Origin of the sequence: Plebeiibacterium marinum (genome assembly GCF_026013615.1) — a bacterium.
Taxonomy (GTDB): domain Bacteria; phylum Bacteroidota; class Bacteroidia; order Bacteroidales; family Marinilabiliaceae; genus Saccharicrinis; species Saccharicrinis marinus_A.
This window is the reverse complement of record NZ_JAPDPI010000010.1, coordinates 1-21,391: the sequence shown is the minus strand read 5'-3', so window position 1 is coordinate 21,391 and position 21,391 is coordinate 1. Positions and strand designations below refer to the sequence as shown.

At 36.8% G+C, this 21,391-nt stretch carries 9 protein-coding genes; 8 read left to right on the top strand and 1 reads right to left on the bottom strand.

Annotation, left to right across the window (positions count from 1 at the left end):
* Window positions 1-152: 152 nt before the first annotated feature.
* Window positions 153-1,163, top strand: coding sequence for a glycoside hydrolase family 43 protein (locus tag OM074_RS06790; RefSeq protein ID WP_301198698.1), 1,011 nt, complete (start codon window positions 153-155; stop codon window positions 1,161-1,163).
* Window positions 1,164-1,267: 104 nt separating this feature from the next.
* Here OM074_RS06790 and OM074_RS06785 read toward each other — a convergent pair whose 3' ends face one another.
* Window positions 1,268-5,257, bottom strand: a complete 3,990-nt coding sequence (locus OM074_RS06785) for a two-component regulator propeller domain-containing protein (protein WP_301198697.1) — start codon at window positions 5,255-5,257, stop codon at window positions 1,268-1,270.
* Between the two features lie 495 nt (window positions 5,258-5,752).
* On the opposite strand from OM074_RS06785, the gene OM074_RS06780 reads away from it, so the two are divergent.
* From OM074_RS06780 to OM074_RS06750, 7 genes are all read left to right on the top strand, one after another.
* Window positions 5,753-8,797, top strand: coding sequence for a SusC/RagA family TonB-linked outer membrane protein (locus OM074_RS06780; protein WP_301198696.1), 3,045 nt, complete (start codon window positions 5,753-5,755; stop codon window positions 8,795-8,797).
* A gap of 19 nt (window positions 8,798-8,816) precedes the next feature.
* Window positions 8,817-10,517, top strand: a complete 1,701-nt coding sequence (locus OM074_RS06775; RefSeq protein ID WP_301198695.1) for a RagB/SusD family nutrient uptake outer membrane protein — start codon at window positions 8,817-8,819, stop codon at window positions 10,515-10,517.
* A gap of 310 nt (window positions 10,518-10,827) precedes the next feature.
* Window positions 10,828-13,944: a beta-galactosidase, LacZ type gene (gene lacZ / locus OM074_RS06770; protein WP_301198694.1), complete on the top strand. Its 3,117-nt coding sequence runs from the start codon at window positions 10,828-10,830 to the stop codon at window positions 13,942-13,944.
* Between the two features lie 69 nt (window positions 13,945-14,013).
* Complete coding sequence (locus OM074_RS06765; RefSeq protein ID WP_301198693.1) at window positions 14,014-15,174, top strand: glycoside hydrolase family 88/105 protein; 1,161 nt, start codon at window positions 14,014-14,016, stop codon at window positions 15,172-15,174.
* Between the two features lie 281 nt (window positions 15,175-15,455).
* Window positions 15,456-16,745 carry a BNR repeat-containing protein gene (locus OM074_RS06760; protein ID WP_301198692.1) on the top strand — a complete coding sequence of 430 codons (1,290 nt, stop codon included), beginning with the start codon at window positions 15,456-15,458 and terminating at the stop codon, window positions 16,743-16,745.
* A 156-nt stretch (window positions 16,746-16,901) separates the two neighbouring features.
* On the top strand, window positions 16,902-19,061 hold the full coding sequence (locus OM074_RS06755; RefSeq protein ID WP_301198691.1) for a glycoside hydrolase family 43 protein: 2,160 nt from the start codon (window positions 16,902-16,904) through the stop codon (window positions 19,059-19,061).
* A 320-nt stretch (window positions 19,062-19,381) separates the two neighbouring features.
* Window positions 19,382-21,241, top strand: a complete 1,860-nt coding sequence (locus tag OM074_RS06750; RefSeq protein WP_301198690.1) for a BNR repeat-containing protein — start codon at window positions 19,382-19,384, stop codon at window positions 21,239-21,241.
* The last annotated feature ends 150 nt before the right edge of the window (window positions 21,242-21,391 follow it).

The window sequence follows — 21,391 nt, the reverse complement described above, 5'->3', positions numbered from 1 at the left end:
ACAACCTGGACGATCTAAAAAATGTTTCGTTTTGACTCTTCCGGGTTAGGATATATACATCAAGAGTAAATACTTAAAATTGTCTGGTATTTTACTCTTGATGTTTGTTTTTGTATCTTTGGCGTTCACTACTTAATAATAAAATGTTACAAATGAAATATTTCTGTAAAATGGCCTGTGCAGGCTTACTATTGTTTGTTCTTGCTATGGGATTTTCTGGTTGTCAGACAAAAATTGAATATTCCAATCCTATTGTAGAACAAAGAGCTGATCCCTGGGTGATAAAGGGAGATAATGATATGTATTATTACGTTGCTACAGCACCGGAATATGACAGGATTGAAATAAGAAAATCAGCTACCATTAATGGTCTTACCAACGCTGAGGCAAAGGTGATCTGGACAAAGCATACCACAGGCGTTATGGGGCATCACATATGGGCACCAGAGCTTCACAGGACTAATGGCAAATGGTATATTTATTTTGCAGCAGGCGAAGCTGAGCATGTTTGGAATATCAGGATGTATGCCCTGTCAAACGATTCTGAAGACCCCACAACCGGAGAGTGGAAAGAAGAGGGGCGGATTTATACCGATAATGAATCATTTTCGTTAGATGCCACAACATTTGAGCATAAAGGTAAACTGTATTATATATGGGCGCAGCATGTTCGTGAAGGTGAGAATACTTCCTTACTAATTTCGGAAATGGAAACACCCATCAAGCTAAAGGGTGAGGAAGTAGTTATTTGTGATCCGGAATACGATTGGGAAAGAACTGGTTATAATGTGAATGAAGGGCCGGCTGTACTAAAAAAGAACGGAAAGATATTTGTAACATATTCGGCTAGTGCAACCGACCATAACTATTGTGTTGGTTTGTTGTGGGCTGATGAAGATGCAGATCTGATGAACCCCGATTCATGGAATAAATCTGAAAAGCCCGTGTTTTATACCAATGAGGCCATAAAAAGATATGGTCCGGGGCATAACTCCTTTACAGTTGCCGAGGATGGTAAAACAGATGTTATGATTTACCATGCCCGTGATTATAAAGAGCTTCAGGGTAGTCCACTAAGTGACCCGAACAGGCATACCAGGGCGCGTACCATTAAATGGACTGAAGAAGGGTTTCCTGATTTTAGACAAAATGAGGATGATTAATAATATAGCACTATAAAATATTGAAAGGAAAAAACACAATAAATGTTATATTTTGAACCTTAGAGGTTTGTATATAGGAAGGCTTTTGCCTTCCTATTTTTTTGCTATGGTTTTAAGAATTGCTTTTGATATTCGCTGGGTGTAATATTAAATTCAGTTTTAAAGCAGGAAGAAAAGTATTTCGGATCAGAAAAGCCTACGGCATAGGCTACCTCAGCTATGGATATTGTATTGTTCTTTAGCATTTCAGAGGCATGCTTCAGTTTTATGTTTCTGATAAATTCAATAGGAGATAAGCCTGTAGTAGTTTTTATCTTTCTATATAAAGATGATTTAGACAAGCTCAGCTCATCAGCAAATGTGTTGATGTCAAATTCTGCTTCGGATAAATATTTTTCTATGATCTTGATGGCATGGTTTAAAAACTGTTCATCCATGGAGTGGTTTTCCAATGTAGAAATGTTAAGTTCAACATTTGATTTAAACTCTTCCTGTTTTGTTCTTTTGTGAGCAATAAAGTTGTTGATGCGTGCATTGAGTACTCCCATTTCAAATGGCTTTGAAATATAGGCATCGGAGCCGGCATTGTAACAATCAATCCTGTCGTTAATACTGTTTTTAGCTGTTAATAATATAATTGATATATGACTGGTTTCAATATCCCCTTTTAATGTTTTGCATAATTCAATGCCATCCATTTCAGGCATCATAACATCGCTTACAATTACATCAATATCAGCTGATTTAACTTTTTCAAGTGCTTCAACTCCATTGGTTGCGGTTAATACATGATAGGTTCGTGATAATATTTGTTTCATCAATTCCAGCAGGTCCTGATTGTCGTCTACGAGTAAAATACTTACGTTCGATAATTTTTTTGTAGTGGGCAAATTGTTTTGTCCGGGATCTTCTACGTCTGTTATGTCAGCTTCTGGTTCTTCATTATGGCTAATGATGGGAATGTCAACTGCAGTTATTTCGTTTACCGAATAGCTTTCTTTGTTAATGGGGATATGAATGGAGAATGTAGTTCCTTCTTCAATTTTGCTGTTAACAGTTATCCAGCCGTGGTGGAGTTCGATAAGATCTTTGCTCAAGGATAGTCCTATGCCATGCGTACCACTTGCCATTTGTGTCCGGTTAGTGTAAAAACGGGTAAAAATATTATCAATATCTTCGGGGGCTATTCCCATTCCGGTATCACTAACATCTATGGTTAAGTACTTATGGATGTCTTCGGTATAAGTTTGCAGCGCAACGGATATGTTTCCCTTTTCCGGGGTGTATTTAAAGGCGTTTGATAACAGGTTGAAAAGTACTTTGTCAATTTTATCTGCATCAAAATAGGCTTTTATTTCTTTTTGTGTAGAATGAAATGAAAAGTTGATATGTTTTTTATGGAAAACCGGAAGAAAATGATTGTAGCAGATGTCCTTTATAAAAGAGGCAATATCGGAGTTTGTAATTGTCAATTGCATTTTTCCGTTTTCAACTCTTCTAAAATCCAAGATCTGTTGGAGTAAACGTTTTAGTCTTGTTACGTTGGATCTCATTAAGGATAATTGCGATATTTTTTTTGGTAAGGTTGTTTCAATATCATCGATCAAACAAGAAATGATAGTTAAAGGGGTTAATAAATCGTGTGAAATGTTAGTAAAGTATTTTAGTTTAGTCTGGGTCAGTTCTTCGGTTTTATTTTTCTCGAATTGTGCCATTTTTATTTTGTTTTTCAGCTTTACCCTGTTCATCATTATATATATAAGTATTGCCAGTGCGCAGGAAATGATGATGATATAAAATGCAAAGGCGGTATTGGTTTCGTAAAAAGCAGGCTGCCTGATGATGTGAAGAGTGGTGATTTCGTTACTCCACAGGTTGTGGGTATCGGTGGATTTTACATGGAATTTGTATTTGCCTTTCTTGAGCTGACTATATACGGCATATTGCCTGCCTTCTTTAACTTGTACCCAGTCATCATCGATACCATCCAGTTTATATGCATACCTTATTTGGTCGGGGTTGCTGTAATCTAATGCAGAGAACGAAATTTCAATGTTTTTATCCTGAGGGGATAAGGTTAATGTGCTGGTCGATTTTTTATACCGATATATTTCTTCCGGATTTAAAATCGATTCATTCTGAATTTTAATATCTGTAATTTTTACATTGGTTTCCTGAGGTGGAGAAAGCAGGTGTTCAGAAGGTGAAAAACGCGAATACCCTCTATTCCCCCCTATATAAATGTATTTGGAGTTTCGCGATCTGAATAAAGAGTTTTTCAGGTGTGAATTGATCTGCATCCCATCCATTGCAGAATAGGATATGGAAGCATTGTTTTTGGGATTATATTCAATTACCTTTTTATATGTTGTAATCCATAGGTTATTGAATTTATCAGTAATGACATCTAAAATGGCTTCTCCCTTTAATCCACAATCATAAGTTCTGTTTGTAAAGGTTTTGTTTGTAGTGTTATAGGCAATTAAGCTGCCGTCTTTTTTCCCGATCCAAACGGTGCCGCTTAAGTCGCTTGCTAAGGTTTGGATGTGAACCCCGGTATGCATATTGTTAATGTTTTCAATAGGTAGGTTGCCGGCATTGTTTTGAGTTAGTTTATTAGGTATATGAAGTTTATAAATTCCATTGGTATCTGTACTTACCCAAAGTGCATTGTTATAGTCTTGGGTTATAGAAGTGATAGATCCTAAGTTTTTATGGGCTGTTATGATGTTGTCGTGATCAAAAGGTTTCACAAATAAGGCTTTGTTATTGGCTAACCATACATTCGATTGCGAATCTTCGAATACAATTGTAGCATGTCCCATGTCCTCTTGTGAATTTAATGGCGATTCGTGGATATGTTTAATATTTCCTCCTTCTTTTTTTATTCTTATAACCCGTGAGTTAGCCCTGGTGGTTATCCAAATTTCTTTCAGTCCCGATATGTAAGTTATGAAGGCAGTGGTATGAAGATTATCTTTGTTTTTAATTTCGCTGATATCTTCATAGTATTTCAGAGAATTTGTTTCCGGATTAAAAATAAAAGGGCCTAACCTATTTTGGTTAAACCATATTTCCCCATCTCCGTCCTCACATATTGTGGTGAACGAAGGGGCAATGTTGCTCTTGTTCTGGAGCAGATGAATGGGAAAGTTCTCAATCCCGGGCTTGTTGAAATCTATTTTGAAGGCTCCTTCGCTAAAAGCACCAATCCATAAGTTTCCATCTTTATCCTTAATTATTTCACTAAATATATTGTTTGTGTTTTTAAATAGATTTCGGGTATCTGTAGGTTCTATTTCTCCATTGTTGTTGTATTTAAATGTTGTTATACCAGATAAAGACATGGCCCAGATATAATTGCTTTGCTCATCCTGAACAAAACTAAAAAAACGGTTGTCTGTGCTTTTGTTTTTCCATGGGGGTAAAATAATCTCTTTATAGGTGTCTTTTGAAAATGTATTTGGATTAAAAAGAAAGACTCCTTCATTCCATGTTCCTATCCAGTAATTGTTTCTTGCATCCTGAAAAATCCTGAATGGATTATCGTTATTGCCTATTTTGGGGTATTTTATAAAATGGTCTGATTCTTTATTGTACTTGTATAACCCATTGTTCCACATAGCAACCCATATGTTTTGGTAAGAATCTTCAAAAATATGGTTAATACTTGTGTTTGGAATTGAATTGTGGCCGTTTATGCCATTGCTGTAGTCTTTTTTTAGCGAAAAATCTTTATTGTACCTTCTTAATCCGTTGTCATATCCTACCCATAGGCTACTGTCGCTTGCATTTACAATACTAAATATAGTTACATTTTTAAGCAAAGAATCAGGATGGGGTTGTATGGAGTAGGTTTGTTTGTCGATTATATTTAACCCTTCATATGTTCCAACCCAAATATTTTCATTATTATCTTCAGCAATGGAGGAAATTTCATTACTGCTCAACAAAGAAGGATTATGCAGGTCTGAACGAAAAATTTTGGTTCGGTATCCATCGTATCTGCAAATGCCATCTTGCGTGCCAAACCACATGTAACCTTCTTTATCCTGATATACACGGAATACAGAATTAGAAGGTAGCTGATCCATTATGGGGAGTTGTATCACTCTTGTGTTCTGAGATCCAATTTTAATTGGGATAAATATTAGAATTACAAAAAGCGATAGTAAAACCTGAAGCCTGAATTTCATAGTGTATTTTTAATGTGTATCACGTTACTATGTTAATATTATATAAAAGTAAGCAGTATACCAGCTGCTTTTTAACTTTATTTAAATTTAATTTCCTCCTTATTCCTTCCTGACAACCTCATATATGGTTGTTTTTTCTAAGTGTTGAATATGTGCAATGCCAAAATTTTTAAGGGAGAATATTCATTCAATAGTGGAGAAAAATCAATCACTTACAGCCTGAATCCCCTTGTTTGCGGGGTATGAAGGAAATCTAATCCTATCCGAATGATTCTTCCACTAAATAAAAAAACTATAATATGATATTTGTAATGTTAACAGATGCTAAAATGTATCTGTGGATTTTATTGAAGAGATTACATATTAATAATCCTTAATTTTTAAAAATCAACTATGAAAAAAAAGTTATCAAGTTTTAATTGTCAAAGGAAGTATCTGGACACATATAAACAAAGATGTGTTTCTATATTGTCCTTCTTTGTAATGTTTGCGCTTTTTTCGGTAAGCACATTTGCCCAAAACAAAGTTAGTGTTTCAGGAAAAGTTACGGATTCAACAGGAGAATCAATACCGGGGGTATCTGTTTTGGTTAAAGGTACTACCTTGGGTACAATTACAGATATTGATGGAAATTACTCTTTAACTGATATTTCTGAAGATGCCACACTGGTTTTTTCTTTTGTGGGTTTGAAAACCCAGGAAGTTCTTATTGCAGGAAAAACAAAGATTGACCTTCAGATGGAGAACGATGCAATTGGTATGGATGAAGTGGTGGTAGTAGGTTATGGTACCCAAAAGAAATCGGATATCACCGGATCTGTAACTTCGGTTCCTGCCGACCGTTTGGAGAATATTCCTGTGACAAATGTGATGCAGGCTGTTCAGGGAGCTGTGTCAGGCATGAATATTAGTCAGGTTTCATCAATTCCCGGAGAAGCACCTTCTGTGTTGATCAGGGGAGGAGGTTCTTTAACAGCTTCAACAGCACCTTATGTTGTTGTAGATGGAGTGCCAATTACTAAGATGGGGGGAAGTATGAATGATATTAACCCTAATGATATTAAATCTATTGAGATTTTAAAGGATGCTTCTGCTGTGGCTATTTATGGTATGAATGGAGCCAATGGGGTAATATTAATTACTACAAAACGAGGTAAAACAGAGACTCCAACAGTTCGTTATTCTGCTTATATAGGAGTAGATGATTTTGCACATGTTCCGGAAATGTGTTCTACTGATGAGTTATTAGCGCGCTATGCAGAAGGTAACAGAATTAATGGATCAGCGTTGTATGCAGCACCTCTTAAATATGAATATGAGGTGGAAAATTATGAGAATGGACGTACAATAGACTGGATTGACGCCGTTTCTCAAACAGGTATTCAACAAAATCACAACGTAAGTATTTCTGGAGGAACAGAAAAATTGAATTATTATGTTTCTGCAGATTACATCGATCAAAAAGGGGTTATTAAAGGATATAACTACAAGCGTTATTCTATTCGTACAAACATCGATGCTCAGGTAACTGATTATTTAAAAATTGGTACGTCGTCTGCAATTATTCATCACAACAGAGATGGTGGTCGTGCAAACTTATTAAATGCTGAGGCTATGTCTCCTTATGGAAGAATGTATGAAGAAGATGGTTCTTATACTATTTATCCAATGTATAGTGAAACATTATGGGCAAACCCATTATTGCCTACAACAACAGATCCTGAACGTCGTCAGTATAATATTAACCTAAATGGATTTGCGGATCTTGATTTTGGTAAGATTACAAAAAAATTAGAGGGTTTATCATATGAATTAAATGCCGGATTTTCTTACAAACCAGTTAGAAATAGTTCTTATACGGGTGCTTCTGTTAATGACCAGTTAGGTACAGCAGTGATACATCACTACGAAACACAGGCATATACTATTGAAAATATCTTAAAGTATTCTCGCGATTTTGCTAAGCACCATATTGATTTAACCGGAGTGTATTCAGCTCAGGAGAGAATGTATACAGAAAACAGAGCCCAGGCTCAGGGATTTGTAAATGATGAACTGGAGTGGAATAGAATGCAGGCTGGTTCTAGCTCTTCTGTAACTTCATTTACCGATCGTTATGCGGCTAACTCTCAAATGGGACGTTTAAATTACTCTTACGATAGCCGTTATTTGTTTACGGCAACTGTTCGCAGGGATGGTTCTTCTGTTTTTGCCGATGGTAAAAAATATGGTACGTTCCCTTCTGTTGCTTTAGGTTGGAACATTCATAAAGAAAGTTTCTTTGCAGGTTTAGATGCTGTAAATAATTTAAAACTGAGATTATCTTATGGTACTTCAGGTAATGAGGCTCTTAATCCTTACAGAACATTTACAACAACTTCTGATGTACAAATTGCTTTGGCCGGATCAACAAATATCGCAATGGTTGCAAGTCAGTTAGGTAATTCAGATTTAAGTTGGGAAACTAAGGAAAGTTTAAACATCGGTGTTGACTTTGGATTGTTAAATAACAGGATTAATGGTACACTGGATGTTTATAAAACAAAAAATACCGACTTATTACTTAGAAGAAACTTACCTGCTGCTTCTGGGTTTGGAAATGTTTACTCTAATATTGGACAAACAGAAGGAAAAGGTATTGAACTTACTTTAAACTCTGTTAATATGGTTAAAAATGATTTCAAATGGAGCAGTACAGTTGTATTTACAGCTAATAAATCTGAAATCGTTGAGCTATATGGTGATGGAGAGGATGATAGAGGTAATGGCTGGTATTTAGGAGAGGCAATTGATGCTGTTCGTGATTACGATATGGTTGGTATATGGCAGGTAGATGATATTAATGCCGGGAACCAGAATGGATGGGATCCTGTTGCAGATGCTGGAGATGTAAAACTTGCTGACCTTGATGATAGTGGAGAAATTGATGATGAGGACCGTCATATTGTTGGCCAAAGATCTCCAAAATGGACCGGAGGTTTAACCAATACATTTACCTATAAAAATTTATCGTTGAATATCTTTATTCAAACAGTACAAGGAGGAATGAAGAGAAATGCTCATATTGGTATGGCTTCAGATGAACTTCAACGCAGAAACAGTTTTGCTGAAATTGGTTACTGGACTCCTGAAAATGAAAGTAATAAATGGAGATCATTAAGTAATAATTCAAATAAACATGGCTATGGTTTTAATTATAAAAACAACTATACACGAATCAAGGATGTTACGCTAAATTATAACTTTTCAAAGAGTTTATTACAAAAGGTAGGTGTTGATGCATTAAGCATATATGTGAGCGGACGTAATCTTTACACATTTACAGATTGGATTGGTTGGGACCCTGAAGAAAGAGAAATTACAAGAGGTTCAAACAACTGGGATATTAACTATCCAAGTGTAAAAACAATTGTATTTGGAGTTAACCTGACTTTATAATCAACTAAATGTATTGAAAATGAAAAAACTATTATATATACTGATAATAACTTTAACTACAATATCTTGTAGTGAAGATTTTTTGGATGAAACACCGTATTCATCCTATGCTGCAGAAACATTAAATGATGATGATGGTGTTGAAGCTTTGTTGAAAGGTCTGCATTATAGATTTGGCCAACTTTGGACTTATAGTGGTCGTCAGGGATGGTTAAGCTGTTGGCAGGTTGGAACAGATGTTTTCTCTCCTGGAGGAGTTGAAGGAGTAGAAATTCCATTTTTTAAATATGATGAATTAACTCCTGAAAATGGAGCAGTTAGTTATATGTGGTCACAGTGTTATCTTGTGATTAATAATGCCAATAATGCACTTGCTGCTATTGGTGAAGATGGAGATCCAGCTAAAATGGGTGAAGCTAAGTTCTTTAGGGCATATATGTATAATCACTTAGCCACTCTTTATGGTGATGTGCCTCTTTTAACTGAAGCAACCTCTACGGCGCGTACCGATTATGTGCGAACGCCAGTGTCTGAAGTGAATGCCCAAATAGTGGAAGATCTGGAATTTGCAGCAGCTAATCTTCCAGGTATTGATGATGCAGTTTCAGAAAGTAGAGCCAATAAACATATGGCTATGCAGTGTTTAGGTGAAGTTTATTTGCGTATTGGAGAACCTGCAAAGGCAGAAACGGTATTAACAAGTATTATTGAAAGTGGAGACTTTTCTCTTATTCAAGATCGCTATGGTGTTTTACTTGGTAAAGAAGGTGATTACTATAGTGATATGTTTAAATATGGAAACCAACGTCGTTCTCAGGGAAATACTGAAGCAATCTGGACTTTTGAATTAGAGTACAGAAAAAATGTATCCGGTGGATTTACCAATGCTCCTCAACATCGTAGGGTTTGGGTTCCTGGATATCATACGGTTCCTGGAATGGCATATGCTGTTTGGAGTGCTGAAGAGAATCAACATATCACAAATTACGGTGGTCGTGGTAACGGTCGTATGGTTACCAGTAATTGGGTGAAGTACCAATTATATGAAACAGGTGATATTCGTAATTCAGAAAATAATATCACTCGCAATTTCTATTATAACGCTCCGGATTATTCTGCAACAATAGGTATTGATGCTGAAGGATTTCGTGTAGCAGCAGATTCTGAGGAAGCTGTTTCTACAATGACAGTGCAAACAGGTGATCCTGTAGTACGTGCAAAAGGTGACTCAATTTCTTCAATGTTCCCTTACACAAGAAAGTGGGATTCATTTGATCCTGATGATACCTGGGGATGGACCTGTATCAAGGATTTCCCAATGATGCGTTTGGGAGAAACTTATTTGCTTCGTGCTGAAGCTCGTTTAGGTCAGGGAAAAACCTCTGGTGCTGCCGATGATATTAATGTATTAAGGGATCGTGCATTTAAATCAGCAAGAGAAGAGAGTGGAAACAGCTCGTTAGGAGTGGTGAATGCATCAGATATTGATCTTGACTTTATACTGGATGAAAGAGCTCGTGAGTTGTTTGCCGAAGAAAACCGCCGTATGACTCTTATGCGTACAGGTACATTGGTGGAACGTGCACAATTAAATACTGATGTTACTATACATGGAGCTATTACCGGATTGGATGATCATATTTTATTACTTCCAATTCCATTAAGTGAAATTCAATTAAATAAAGATGTTGAATGGGTACAAAACCCAGGCTACGAATAAAATTTTATTGAAAGCAAGTACTGACAAAGGTAATTTATATAATTTTTAAGGGAGGTTAAAGTGTTAATCTCCCTTAAGTATAGATAGTTAGGTTGGTGTTGTTTTGATGGCTTTTTGTATGTATTTACACTTGTGTTTTTTAAAAAACTACTATTAATTGAATAAAAATTGCAACTAATTGAATAAATAATATTCAATCTTTACACCTTGTAAAATTGTGGTTGAACAATTGGTATCAGTCAAAAACAGATTGAAGATTGTTAGGAAAAATATTTAAAATAATTATATAAATTTTAAAAGCATCATTATCATGCAAAGAGCGTTGTTATTACTGGTTTTAGTATTGTGTGGGACCATTTATGGTCAGGATAATGTACCTGATTGGGAAAATCCTCAGATTTTTGGAATTAATAAAGAAAAAACCAGGGCTACTTTTATGCCTTATCAAAGTAAAGAGGCAGCTTTAAAAAACAATTATAATGAATCGGAATGGTATCTGTCGTTAAACGGAACATGGAAGTTTAATTGGGTTTATAAGCCAGCGGACAGGCCAAAAGATTTTTATGCAGATGATTATGATGTTTCGGGTTGGGGAGAAATGCCGGTTCCCGGAAATTGGGAATTAAACGGTTATGGAACTCCAATATATACCAATATCAAATACCCTTACCCTAAAAATCCGCCATTTATCGATCATAGCCATAATCCGGTTGGTAGTTATAAACGCAGTTTTACCCTGCCTGAAAACTGGAGTAACCGAAGGGTTTATATTCATTTCGAAAGTGGTGCAGCTGCCATGTACGTATGGATTAATGGTCAAAAAGTAGGATATAGCCAAAATACCAAGAGCCCAACCGAATTTGATATTACAGCTTATGTAAAAGCCGGCGAAAACAAAGTTTCTGTTGAAGCTTATCGCTGGAGTGACGGGTCATATCTGGAAGACCAGGATTTCTGGAGATTGTCAGGTTTCGACAGAGGGATCTATTTGTATAGTACAAACCAAATCAGGATAGCTGATTTTTTTGCAAAAGCAGGGTTGGATAGCAAGTACCTGAACGGAATGCTGGATGTGGATATTGATGTGGCCAATAAAATTGCAGACAGCAAGGTGGCTAATGTAAATATCATGCTTCAGGATAAAAACGGGAAAAAAATCTTAGAAAAGAATGCAGCAGTAAAGCTTAATGGTAACAGTGAAGAAAAAATAAACATTACTGCAGAGGTTAAAAAGCCATTAAAGTGGAGTAATGAAACACCTGCTTTGTATACGCTGTTGTTAACTTTAAATGATGAACAAGGTAAACTGGTTGAGGCAACATCTTGTAAAATCGGATTCAGAACCGTGGAAATAAAAGATGCTCAGTTAATGGTCAATGGAAAACCGGTTTTGGTTCGTGGGGTTAATTTGCATGAGCACAATGCGGTAACAGGCCATGTTATTGATAAAGAAACCATGCTGAAAGATATTGAGCTGATGAAACAGCATAATATTAATGCAGTTCGCATGAGTCATTATCCTCAAAATCCCTTATGGTACCAATTGTGTGATGAGCATGGGTTGTTTCTTGTAGATGAGGCCAATATTGAAGCGCACGATATGGGTGCTGAATGGCAAGCCTGGTTTGATAAGGGCAAACATACAGCTTATAGGCCTGAATGGGCACCAGCGCATAAAGACCGTGTAGAACGTTTGTTTGAACGGGATAAAAACCACCCATCTGTTATTATCTGGAGTATGGGAAATGAGTGTGGTAACGGTCCTGTTTTTTATGATATTTATGATTGGTTAAAAGAGGTTGATCCTACACGGATGGTTCAGTTTGAACAATCAGGCGAAAACAGGAATACAGATATTGTTTGCCCTATGTACCCGGGCATTGAATCGATGCAAAAGTATGCTCAACGTACTGATGTGAAACGTCCGTTTATCATGTGCGAATACTCTCATGCCATGGGTAATAGTAATGGTAACTTTCAGGAGTATTTCGATATCATCAATTCAAGTAAACAAATGCAGGGAGGATTTATATGGGACTGGGTAGATCAGGGCTTAAAGGCTACTGATGATTCAGGAAGAGACTACTTTGCTTATGGCGGTGACATAGGAGGATATAAATATACTCACGACGAAAACTTCTGTGCCAATGGTGTGGTTTCTGCTGATCGTATTCCTCACCCCGGACTAAAAGAAGTGAAAAAAGTATATCAGGATATATTGTTTTCTTCTGATGATATAGCAACAGGGGCTTTAACCATTAAAAATATATTTCTTTATAATAATCTGAAAAACTACTCTTTTAAATGGGTATTAAAAAAGAATGGTGTTGTTGTTACAGAAGAACCTTTTAAAGTAGCGTTAGCCGGAGGTTTAACTAAAACAATCAAACTTGCATTGCCAAAAATATCAGTTCAGGATGGCGAAGAGTATACTGTTGATGTGTATGCATATACTATAAATAAGACCGAGTTTGTACCAGCCGGATTTGAAATTGCACGTGAGCAGTTTATTCTGGAAGGCAATAATTATTTCGTTGATAAAACTGTATCTGATGGAAGTGTAAGTGTGGTGGATAAAGACAACCGTATTTACGTTACCGCAGGCAACGTGGAAGTTAGAATAGATAAGTGGAGTGGAATATTATCGTCTTATAAAGTTGATGGACAAAACTTGTTAAATGGAGGTCCTGAACCGGATTTCTGGAGAGCTCCGATAGATAACGATTATGGTAATGGGATGCCATCAAAACTAAATATCTGGCGTAATGCTGGTAATAACAGAAATGTAAAATCTGTTGATGTTGCCAAAGAAGACGGAAAAGTGATTGTAACGAGTAAGCTGTGGTTGAATGATGTTACAAGCGACTATACCATTGTTTACACCATTTATGCAGATGGAAAAACAAAAGTTGAGGCAAAATGGGAGGCAGGAAGAGACGGGTTGCCTGAAATTCCTCGCTTTGGAATGCAGATGCGTTTAAATAATGATTTCAACCAGTTTGAATATTATGGTCGTGGGCCATGGGAAAACTATTCTGACAGAAATACTGCAAGCTTTTTAGGAATTTATTCAAGCTCAGTAGCCGATCAACAGGTGGATTATATCCGACCTCAGGAAAATGGAAATAAAACAGATGTTAGATGGCTTACATTAACCAATAAAGCAGGTGTTGGGGTTAAAATTGAAGGTATGCAACCTTTAAGTGTTAAAGTAGCTCATAATCCTTCAGAGGATATTGATGCAGGATTAACTAAAAAACAAATGCATCCAGGCAATATCACCCACCGTCATCAGGTGTATTTAAATGTTGACCTGAAACAACGTGGTTTGGGTGGTGATGATAGCTGGGGCCGTTATCCTCATAAGCAATATTTGTTGTTAGACAAGTCTTATGCTTATGGGTTTATAATCAGTCCTGTAAAGTAAAATTAGATAATAAGGTTTTGTTTAATAGCACAAAAGTTTATTTATTTGAAACGATAAACCAAGGAGAAGATGAATTTTAAAAACATAGCGATTGGGTTGCATATATTATTGTTTGTTGCCTGTGCACCAGCCGGTAAAAAGAGTAAAGACAATACATTATGCTTATCTGCGATAAACAAACAGGATGTTATTTCAACCATTAATAAAGTAAACGATTATTGGCAGAGTACAAATCCTGAACACGGAAGGGCTTTTTGGGACAATGCTGCTTATCATACAGGAAATATGGCAGCTTATGCTATTACTAAAAATGAAAAGTATAAAGCATATTCAGAAGCCTGGGCTATAAAAAATGAGTGGAAAGGTGCTAAGTCTGATGATAAAGCAACCTGGAAATACCACTATGGTGAAAACGATAACCATGTGCTGTTTGGCGATTGGCAAATTTGTTTTCAAACTTATGTTGATCTTTTTAACCTGGATGAAGTTAAAGATTCTGCAAAAATAGCCCGTGCCATCGAAGTGATGGAATATGAAATGAGTACGGATGCAAATGATTATTGGTGGTGGGCAGATGGTTTGTATATGGTGATGCCTGTAATGACAAAATTGTATAAAGTAACCGGAAATGATCTGTACCTTACTAAATTGTATGAGTACTTTAAGTATGCTCAAAGCATTATGTATGATCAGGAAACTGGTTTGTTTTACAGGGATGCCAAATATGTTTATCCAAAACACAAGTCTGTAAATGGTAAAAAAGACTTTTGGGCAAGGGGAGATGGATGGGTATTTGCCGGATTGGCAAAAATCATTCAGGATTTCCCGGATGACTATGCCCACAAAGCAGAATTTGTTGAGATATATAAGAAAATGGCTGTTACATTAAAAAATATTCAGCAAAAAGAAGGCTACTGGACCCGCAGTATGATGGATCCGGAACATGCTCCCGGACCGGAAACAAGCGGAACCGCATTTTTTACTTACGGGTACCTTTGGGGAATGAACAATGGATTATTAGCTAAAGAAGAATATACAACTGTTGTTGATAAAGCATGGACGTATTTAACAACAGTGGCATTGCAAGAGAATGGGAAAATAGGCTATGTTCAGCCTATTGGCGAAAGAGCAATCCCGGGGCAAACTGTTGATGAAAACTCTACTTCTAATTTTGGTGTAGGTGCCTTTTTATTGGCAGCTACAGAAATGGTGAAGTTTCTTGAAAAATAATTGTGTACTGCATTATTCTCTAAAGCATATTTTTAGAGAGTAATGCATTTTTTTGTTTCTTGATGTTTGTACTGATTAGCAAAGTCTGTATGGCTTGAAGACAAAATTTTATGTCGAACTCAGGTTATTAAAAACATTAACTTTAGAATTATAATGTGAGCAATGGTTTTAATTACGATAAATTTATATTAAAAAGCATGGAAATTTAATGACCCTGAATCAATTATACAGGTTCATTAAATTTTTTTTGCTTAAAATAGTTAACTATAAAAGAATATGAAATGAACAATAAGTTTCTTTTATCCATATTATTACTTACCATATTTATAACTACTGCTTGTGCTCAAAAATTGATTCCGGTATCCAAAGGCTGGTCAAATAATTCGGTAAATGCAGTTGTGTTCCGACAAAACTCGTTGGTTACCCGGTCCGATACCCAAATTGTTGCCTTTTATACAACTGAAGGTAAACTTGCACTGGGTAAACGTCATATTAATGGTGATTCTTTCCTTATTAACGAATCAAAATACGATGGAAATGTAAAAGATGCCCACAACTGTATCAGTATTATGCTTGATGGGGATGGTTATATACATGTGTCATGGGATCATCACGGGCATCCGCTTCGATATGCCAGGAGCATTGCCCCTTATTCATTGGAACTTGGACCTAAAACTGAAATGACTGGTCAGAATGAAAGCAATGTTACCTATCCGCAATTTTTTAAAATGCCTGATGGAAACCTTGTTTTTATGTTTCGCGATGGACAGTCGGGTAAGGGCAACTTAGTAATGAACAAATACGATATTAAAACTCAAAAATGGAGTCAGATACAGAGTAACCTGATTGATGGTGAGGGTAAAAGGAATGCATACTGGCAGGCTTGTTTAGATAATAAGGGCGTCATTCATGTTTCCTGGGTATGGCGCGAAACCTGGGATGTGTCAACTAACCATGATATGTGTTACGCACGTTCAAAAGACGGAGGTGTTAGCTGGGAAAATTCAAAAGGAGAGCAATATCATTTGCCAATCAATGCCGCTAGTGCTGAATATGCTGCAAAAATCCCTCAAAAGAGTGAGTTGATTAACCAAACCTCTATGACAACAAATGATGCAGGGGAGCCAGTGATAGCGAGTTATTGGAGAGAACAAGGTTCTGATATTCCACAATATCACATCATCAGTTTGGTTGATGGAAAGTGGATTGTAAAAGATTTAGGATTTAGAAAACAGGCGTTTTCCCTTTCTGGGGGAGGAACAAAACGAATCCCGATTTCCCGTCCCCAAATAGTAGCTAAATCCACAAAAAAAGGAAATATATATTATTTAATATTCCGTGATGAAGAGCGTGGGGCTAAAGTTTCTATAGCAGAATTGAAGGATTCCGGAAAATGTAAAATATCAGATTTAACTGATTTTACAGTGGGATCATGGGAACCTTCTTTTGATACTGAATTGTGGAAAGACAAAGGACTGCTGCAGATATTTGTACAAAGGGTGGAACAGGTAGATGCAGAAGGAACTGCTAATTTTGAACCTCAGATGGTTTATGTACTCGAAGTGAAATAACGCTCTTTCGTTGGTGAAAAGAAGAAAAGCAACACAAAAAGCAATTATTAGAAAACAGAAACTTGACCCAAACGCTACCGCACGTGTCCCCACGTGTGGTTGAGAGTCAAAACAAAAGATATTAGAACTATATTCTGAAACATAGAAACTAAAAATATGAAGAAAACTTATTTACTATCAACGGTGGCAATGGTATTTGCATTTTTAGCAATCTTATTACCAGGTTGTTCATGCGATCAGAATAATTACTCGGCTTATTTGTTTACATATTTTGTGGGCAATGGTCCTGGTGAAGAATCAATTCATTATGCGGTAAGTACCGATGGATATAACTACATCGCTTTAAATAATAATGAGGCCATTATTGATTCCAAAAGCATTAGTTCTTCTGGCGGTGTCCGGGATCCTCATATCTTGAGGGCAGAAGATGGAAAAACATTTTATATGGTGATTACCGATTTGTATGTTACAGACCAGGGGTGGAATAATGTTGCTATGATTTTGATGAAGTCAACCGATTTAATGAATTGGGAACATAGCATTATCAATATTCCCGAAACATTCCCTGATACCTTTGGTGATGTTGACAGGGTTTGGGCACCACAAACTATTTACGATGATGTGGCAAAAAAATATATGATATACTTCTCCATGAAGCAGGGCGCAAATCCTGATATCATATACTATGCTTATGCCAATGAGGATTTTACTGCTTTGGAAGAGGCTCCTAAGCAATTGTATTACAGTCCGACAAACAATGCCTGCATTGATGGGGATATTATAAAAAAGGATGGTAAGTTTTATTTTTTCATGAAATCAGAAACCGGCGAACCGGGTATTAAACTGGCCATTTCCGATAAACTAACAGAAGGGTATAAAATGCCTCATACAAATCGTATTGATTGCTCAGAGTTTAAGGTAGAAGGTTCAGGTACTTTTAAGCTGAATAATAGCGATGAGTATATTTTAATGTATGATGTTTATACAAAAGGAGAGTATCAGTTTACAAAAAGCTCCGACTTAAAGCATTTTGAAGTGGTGGATCATGAAATAAGCATGAATTTCCACCCTCGTCATGGATGCGTTATGCCTATTACTCAAAAAGAATTGAATCGTTTAATGGCAAAGTGGGGAAATATTGGAGATGATTTTGTTAAGGTGGAGTCTGCCTTTGTCAAAAAGCAAAACATTAGTTTTAATGGAGAATCTGGTAAAATTCATATCCCTGTAAAGGTGGGAACAGATATTTCAAAATTTGATCCGCAATTTAATGCCTTTGAAGCAATAACTGTTGAGCCTGCTGGTATTCAGGATTTTTCAAAGGGGGCTGTTGAATATACTTTTACCATTGAAGGAAAAGATCCTGTGAAATATGCAGTTGAAGTTTCGGAGGATCATAATCCGGTATTAGAAGGGTTTTATGCCGATCCGGATATTATCTACTCTCATAAAAACAAGAAATACTATATGTATCCAACCAGCGATGGATTTAATAACTGGTCGGGTACTTATTTTAAGACATTTTCGTCAGAGGATTTAGTAACCTGGACTGATGAAGGTGTAATTCTGGATCTGCTGAAAGACGTTAGCTGGGCCGACAGAAATGCATGGGCACCTTGCATCATTGAAAAAGAAGTGAATGGAGCTTATAAATACTATTATTATTATACAGCTGCTCAAACTGTTGGTGTTGCTGTTGCTGATGATCCTGCAGGTCCGTTTGTTGATAGTGGAAAGGCTTTAATTGATAAAAAACCTAAAGGTATAACCCGAGGACAGATTATTGACCCGGATGTTTTCCAGGATCCAAAAACAGGTAAGTTTTATTTGTATTGGGGAAATGGTTTTATGGTAGGTGCTGAGTTGAATGAGGATATGGTTTCTATAAAAGAGAATACGTTAACTGTATTTAATCCGGGAAACACCTTCCGCGAAGGAACTCATGTGATTTATCGTAATGGCATTTATTATTTTATGTGGAGTGAGGACGATACCCGTAGCCCTAATTACCGTGTAAGGTGTGCCACAGCTACATCACCATTGGGCAAGCTTAACATCCCTGAAAATAATATTGTAATTGAAAAGAAACCAGAAGACGGAATTTATGCAACAGGGCACAACTCCACTATCCAGGTGCCGGGAAAAGACGAATGGTATATGGTATATCACAGGTTTACGCTTCCAAAAGGAATTGAAATGGGACGTCCGGCAGGCTTTAACAGAGAGGTTTGTATTGATAAGTTAGAGTTTAACGAAGATGGAAGTATTATCCAGGTAACACCAACTTTGAAGGGGATAGAGCCTTTATCAGAGTGAGGTGAAAAGGTAGAAGGGTTAAGGGAACAGGGAAAAGGAGCATAGAGCACACTGCTGCCGCACGTGTCCCCACGTGTGGTTGTGAGAATCTCCACGCGTGAGGACACGCGCGGTAGCAATGGGTGAAAAGGTAGAAGGGTTAAGGGTGACAAGGTAAAAGGAACACAGCTGCCGCACGTGTCTCCACGTGTGGTTGAGAGAATCTCCACGCGTGAGGACACGCGCGGTAGCAATGGCTGATGGCCTGATATATAATAGCCCGGTGCGTAGCGCAGCGAAAGCTTGGAAAATCAAGAATTAAGAAACTAAATCAAAAAAAAGTGAAGAGTCAATCCAAGAGTATTCATCACATACAATTAATAAGTTGTCTGTTTTTATTGGCAGCAACTTTTATGAATTGCACCAATCAACAACAAACTCAAAAAACTGAAGTAACACCTTACGAAGTTACCAATCAGGGAGCCTGGTGTTGGTTTGCTGATCCAAGAGCTATTCATCATCAAAATGAAGATGGGAGCATTAACAAATCGTATATTGGATATATTGATATTCATGGCAATATTAAAGCTACACAACACGATTTTAATTCAGGCAAATCACAGGAAGTTTTGATTAGATCTTATTTTCAGCCTGATGACCATAATAACCCAACCTTTTTAATTTTACCGGATAACAGGGTAATGATATTCTATTCCAGGCATACTGATGAGCCCTGTTTTTATTATAGAATTTCGACTAAAGCAGGTGATATCACTTCTTTAGGACAAGAGATGAAAATTCCGACTAAGTATAATACCACCTACCCATCGCCATTTATTTTATCCGATGATCCATCGCATTTTTATATCTGTTGGCGGGGTATTAGCTGGCATCCTACCATAGCAAAATTTACCATTCCTTCATCCGATGATAAAACAAGCTGTGTATGGGGGCCATATCAAATGGTTCAGTCAACCGCTTCCCGTCCTTATGCCAAATATGCATCAAACGGAAAGGATAAAATTGTAATGGCCTATACAACCGGGCATCCCGATCCTACTATGCCAAACTATTTGTATTATAATTATATCGATGTTAATACTTTAGAGCTAAAAGATATCAAAGGCAAAGTATTATCAAAAATAGGAGAAGAATTGTATCATGTTGCCGCTACTCCTGATTATCAGCAATCATTTCCGGATGCAGTTGTTGATGCCGGCAGCATGCGAAATTGGTTGTGGCAGGTTGTTCTTGATGAAAACGAAAATCCGGCTATAGCCATGGTAACCATTAACGAAGATAAATCTTTGCATGATTATTACTATGCAAAATGGAGTGGCCAAAGCTGGCAAAAAACTTTTTTGTCAAATGCAGGTGGACATTTTCATCAATCGCCAAATATTGAAAAATGCTACAGTGGAGGAATGGCTATTGATGATCAAAAATTAAATGAAGTATATTGTTCGGTTCCGGTAAATGGTAAACACGGTAAGGTTTACGAAATAGTAAGATATGTATTGGACAATGCTGGGGAAGTAAGTTTAACCGATACAATTACTAAGGACTCGGAGTTAAATAACGTTCGACCTTATATAGTTTCAAAAAGAGGAAACTCCCCTTTAAAATTGAGTTGGATGTATGGTAATTATTACGATTGGATTGTAAGTAATGTACGTCCGCTTGCTTTTTGTACCAGTATACGTGCCGATTATGATGTGAAAAGAGAAATCAGTAGCAACGGTGCTGTTGTATTACATTATGATGATGTTCAGAAAGATGAAGTAGAAAGAAAGTTTTCCTTTGAAACCTTACATAAATTTACGATTCAGTTGGAAGCAACCCTGGATACATCAAACTTTTTTGGCGATATTCTTAGTAATGCAAGTTTTTCGTATGGGATTGATAAAAATTCAATGAAACCCTATGTGAAATTGCAGGATCAGAACCTTTATTTAAGTACTAATGTTCTTGGAAATTCCGATGTGTGGAAATTAAAACCAAGATCGACAGGTGGTATTTGGTGGGATGTGGCTCCATACAAGAATATAAGCTTAATGATCCGATATTCGGATAATGAATTGAAAACTTATATCAATGGGGCAATCGATCAGGTTATTCCTTTAAATAACATGGAGATTCATGATATCAGAATCAATGATTTGGTGCAGAATATATATGCATTAAATGTTTTTAGTAATTAGTGTTGGCAAGAAAACTGCTAAAATTTTTGTTAGCCCACCCACACCCCTCAGTCCCCTAAAGGGGAAGTTGCTTCCGCACAGTGCGTTGGAGTTTTCCCCTTTAGGGGAATCAAAGGGGTGAGCGTAGGAATCATGAGTTTTCTTGCAGGA